Here is a 4388-nt window from a genome sequence, read left to right as displayed (position 1 = left end):
GGGCTGGGAGCCGACGATGGCGCCGATCTGGTTGCGGTTGACGTAGAGGTTGCCGGCGTGGACGCGTTCGGTCACGTGCTGCACGCGGTCGTCGATGCGGGTCTGCAGCCCGAAGGTCAGCCCGTAGCCGGTGGCGTTGATCGCGTCGATCACCCGGTCGATGTCGCGCGCCTTGAAGGTGGCGACGTGCAGGACCGGGCCGAAGATCTCCTGTTCGAGCTCCTTGATGCCGCCCACGCGGATCAGCGTCGGCGCGACGTAGTGGCCGTGGTCGGGCGTGGGATAGGTGCGCAGGACGCGGCCGTCGGCCTGGGCCTGCGCCACGTGGGCCATGATCCTGGCCTTGGCGTCGGCGTCGATGACAGGGCCAAGGTCGCAGTCGAAGCGCCACGGCGCGCCCATCACCAGCGCGTCCATCGCGCCTTGGAGCATCTTGAGGAAATCCTCGGCGATGTCCTCTTGCACGTAGAGACAGCGCAGGGCCGAGCAGCGCTGACCCGCGGACTGGAAGGCGGATTCGACGATCGCCTGCACCGCCTGTTCGGGCAGGGCGGTCGAATCGACGATCATCGCGTTCAGCCCGCCCGTCTCGGCGATCAGCGGCGCGCCGGGGTCTAGATTGTCGGCCATCGCGCGGTGGATCAGGCGGGCGGTGTCTGTCGAGCCGGTGAAGGCCACGCCGTCGACGCCCGGCGTCGCGGTGAGCGCCGCGCCCACGTCGCCCGCGCCCGGCAGGGATTGCAGCGCCGCGCGGGGCACGCCGGCCTCGTGCAGCAGCTCCACCGCGCGGTGCGCGATCAGCGGCGTCTGCTGCGCGGGCTTGGCCAGCACGGCGTTGCCGGCGGCCAAGGCTGCTGCGACCTGACCGGTGAAGATCGCCAGAGGGAAGTTCCACGGCGAGATGCAGGCGAAGGTGCCGCGCGGCGGCGCGCCGTCGGCCCGGGCGCCGTAGTAGCGCAGGAAATCGACGGCCTCGCGCAGCTCGGCCACCGCGTCGAGCGGCGTCTTTCCGGCCTCGCGGTGCAGCAGGGCGAAGATCTCGCCGAAATGCTGCTCGTAGAGGTCGGCGGCGCGGTTCAGCGTCTCGGCGCGGGTGTCCGCGTCGGCGTCCCACGGCTGCGCCGCACCGGCCGCGGCGGCGACCGTCTCGGCGCTCGCCCAGGTCACGTGGCCGACCAGGTCCGCGGGGTCCGAGGGGCTGCGCATCTCGGTCGTCTCGCCCGCGGGTGCCTTGCAAGCCAGCAGGGGGGTGGCGGTCCAGCGGTGGTCGCGGAACACGGCGCGCGCCGCATCCAGCGCGGCGGCCTCGGGGCGGTCGCGCAGATCGAACCCCTTCGAGTTCGCGCGTTCGGGGCGGAACAGGTCCGGCCCGGCGGTCAATGTGCGCGCTTTCTCGTGCGCCAGCGCGTCGAACGGATCGGCGGCGACCTCCTCGGGGGGGACGTCCTCGTCCACGATCTGGTTGACGAAGCTGGAATTGGCGCCGTTCTCGAGCAGCCGCCGCACGAGGTAGGCCAGCAGGTCGCGATGCGCGCCAACGGGGGCGTAGATGCGGCAGCGCGTGCCCTCTTTCTGGCGGACGATGTCGTGCAGCGTCTCGCCCATGCCGTGCAGGCGCTGGAATTCGTAATCGGCGGGGTCCTTGCCCATCGCGTCGGCCATCCGGACCACCGCGGCGACGGTGTGCGCGTTGTGCGTGGCGAATTGCGGATAGATCCGGTCGGTCATGCCCAGCAGCTTGCGCGCGTTGGCGATGTACGAGACGTCGGTGGCCCATTTCGAGGTGAAGACCGGGAAGCCGTCGATGCCCGCGACCTGCGCGCGCTTGATCTCGGTGTCCCAGTAGGCACCCTTGACCAGCCGCACCATGAAGCGCCGGTCGAGTCGCTGGGCGAGGTCGTGCAGCCAGTCGATCACGTGCCCGGCGCGCTGCCCGTAAGCCTGCACGACGATGCCGAAGCCGTCCCAGCCCTTCAGCGACGGCTCCGACACGACCTCCTCGATCACGTCGAGCGACAGCGACAGGCGGTCGGCCTCTTCGGCGTCGATGTTGAGGCCGATGCCCGCGCTGCGCGCCAGCTGGCACAGCGTGCGCAGGCGCGGCACCAGCGTTTCCTTCGCGGCCCCGGCGTGCAGCTGGTCGTAGCGCGGGTAGAGCGCGGACAGCTTGACCGAGATGCCGGGGTTGGTGCGGATGTCGTTGCCGGTTGCGGCCTCGGCGATGGCGCCGATCGCGCGGCTGTAGGACAGGTGGTAGCGGCGGGCGTCGCCTTCGGTCCGGGCGGCCTCGCCCAGCATGTCGTAGGAATAGGTGTAGCCCTTGGCCTCTTGCGCCTGCCCGCGCTTCATCGCGGACTGGATCGTCTCGCCCAGCACGAACTGCGCGCCCATCTCTCGCATGGCGCGGCCGACGGCTGTGCGGATCACCGGCTCGCCCAGGCGGCGGATGGCGCCGCGCAGGTGTCTGACCGGGCTCTGGTCGCGGTCGTCCAGAACCTTGCCGGTCAGCATCAGCGCCCAGGTCGAGGCGTTGACCAGCGGCGACGTCGAGTGCCCCATGTGCTTGCCCCAGTCCGAGGGCGCGATCTTGTCCTCGATCAGCGCGTCGATCGTGTCGGCATCGGGCACGCGCAGCAGCGCCTCGGCCAGGCACATGAGCGCGATGCCCTCGTCGGTCGACAGGCCGTATTCCGCGAGGAAGACCTCCATCAGACCGGGGCGGGTGGCGCCGCGGATCTCCTTGACCAGCTGCGCCGCGCGGTGCTGAATGGCCTGCCGCTCGTCGGGGCCCAGGTCGGCCTCGGCCGTCAGGCGGGCGATGGTCTCTGCCTCGTCGGCGTAGGTCGCGGCGTCGATGCGCGCGCGCAGATCGGTCTCGGTGTCCCGGGGCATGGCTCTCTCCGTCTTTCGGGGCAGTTTACGGCGTGACGGGAAGCCGGTCCGCCTTATAATGACATCACATGCGGGCCGTTCGCCCGAAAAACAGGTGTGACGCGATGCAAACGGACCCAAGCGGGCTGGACCGCTTCGATCGGGCGATTCTGGCGGTGCTGGCGGCCGAGGGGCGTGTGTCGATCACCGAGCTGGCGCGCCGCATCGGGTTGTCCAAGTCGCCCACGCAGGCGCGGCTGCGGCGGCTGGAAGAGGCGGGCGTCGTGCGCGGCTATCGCGCCATCGTCGACCCGATCCGGCTGGGGCTGGACCACGTGGCCTTCGTCGAGGTGAAGTTGAGCGACACGGGCGAGCAGGCGCTGGCGGCGTTCAACGCCGCGGTGACGGGAATCGCCGAGATTGAGCAGGCGCACCTGATCGCCGGCAATTTCGACTACCTGCTGAAGGTGCGCACCGCGGACATGCGCGCCTATCGCCGCGTGCTGGCCGAGCGGATCTCGACCCTGCCGGGGGTGGCGTCGACCTCGACCTACGTGGCGATGGAGGCGGTGAAGGAAGACGGGCTGGGCGATGTGACTTGATCGGTGGCGGGGATCGGGCAGGATAGGCGCATGAAACGGATCGTCTTCGCGCTTGTGCTTCTGGGGTCTCCGGCCCTGGCCGACGGCTGCCCCGAGGCGCCCGACCACGATGCGGCGATCTCGGATCTGCTGCAGCGCATCCAGGCCGCGCCGGACGAGGCTGCGGCGCGGCCGCTGAACGGGGAACTGTGGGAGCTGTGGCTCGACGCGCCGGACGAGCCCAGCCAGGCGATGCTGGACCAGGGCATGCGGGCGCGGTCGTCCTTCGACTACCTGAGCGCGCTCGACAGGTTCGACGCGTTGGTGAGCTACTGCCCGTTCTACGCCGAGGGCTACAACCAGCGCGCCTTCATCAACTTCCTGCGCGAGGATTATGCCGCGGCCCTGCCCGATCTCGATTGGACGCTGGAGATCGATCCCCGGCACGTCGGCGCCCTGTCGGGCCGCGCGCTGACGTTGATGGCGCTGGGCCGTCCCGAGGAAGGGCAGGCTGCGCTGCGCGCGGCGCTCGCGCTCAACCCCTGGCTTTCCGAACGCGCGCTGCTGGTGCCGGTGCCCGAACGGGATCTGTGACATCTCTTTGCAAACGCCGCGCCATGAGGCAGAACGGTCCCGCGCCCGCGTGGTGGAATGGTAGACACAGGGGACTTAAAATCCCCAGGCTTCGGCCGTGCCGGTTCGAGTCCGGCCGCGGGTACCAGGCGCTTCCCCGGGTGGGTGACTCGGGCGAAACGCCCATCGCGACGCGTGCTTCTCCTACGTCAGCTTTGGGGTCGTGCTGTCGAGGCGCTGGGGGTTGCCGGATAAAATATTGATTCTTCTATATAAATCCAGCGCGTTAAGATTTTTGACGGTTCCCTCAAAAAACTGCTTGCAGGTTTTGGTGGTGATCCGTAGATAGCCCCTCACCGGCGG

General features: G+C 69.5%; 3 protein-coding genes and 1 tRNA gene. 3 read left to right on the top strand and 1 reads right to left on the bottom strand.

From position 1 onward, the window contains the following. Window positions 1-2892: bifunctional proline dehydrogenase/L-glutamate gamma-semialdehyde dehydrogenase PutA (gene putA / locus ACFDTC_RS17675; RefSeq protein ID WP_375260191.1), on the bottom strand; the 2892-nt coding region annotated here is incomplete at its 3' end. Window positions 2893-2996: 104 nt separating this feature from the next. On the opposite strand from putA, the gene ACFDTC_RS17670 reads away from it, so the two are divergent. The 3 genes from ACFDTC_RS17670 (at window position 2997) to ACFDTC_RS17660 (ending at window position 4173) form a co-directional block, all read left to right on the top strand. Next, complete coding sequence (locus ACFDTC_RS17670) at window positions 2997-3473, top strand: Lrp/AsnC family transcriptional regulator (RefSeq protein WP_375260190.1); 477 nt, start codon at window positions 2997-2999, stop codon at window positions 3471-3473. Window positions 3474-3503: 30 nt separating this feature from the next. Beyond that, window positions 3504-4046, top strand: a complete 543-nt coding sequence (locus tag ACFDTC_RS17665; protein WP_375260189.1) for a tetratricopeptide repeat protein — start codon at window positions 3504-3506, stop codon at window positions 4044-4046. Window positions 4047-4089: 43 nt separating this feature from the next. Beyond that, window positions 4090-4173 (top strand) — tRNA-Leu (locus ACFDTC_RS17660). Window positions 4174-4388: the final 215 nt, after the last annotated feature.

The sequence above is a fragment of the Citreimonas sp. genome (assembly GCF_042096055.1).
GTDB lineage: Bacteria > Pseudomonadota > Alphaproteobacteria > Rhodobacterales > Rhodobacteraceae > Citreimonas.
The sequence above is the reverse complement of the archived record's forward strand: the minus strand, read 5'-3'. Positions and strand labels throughout refer to the sequence as shown.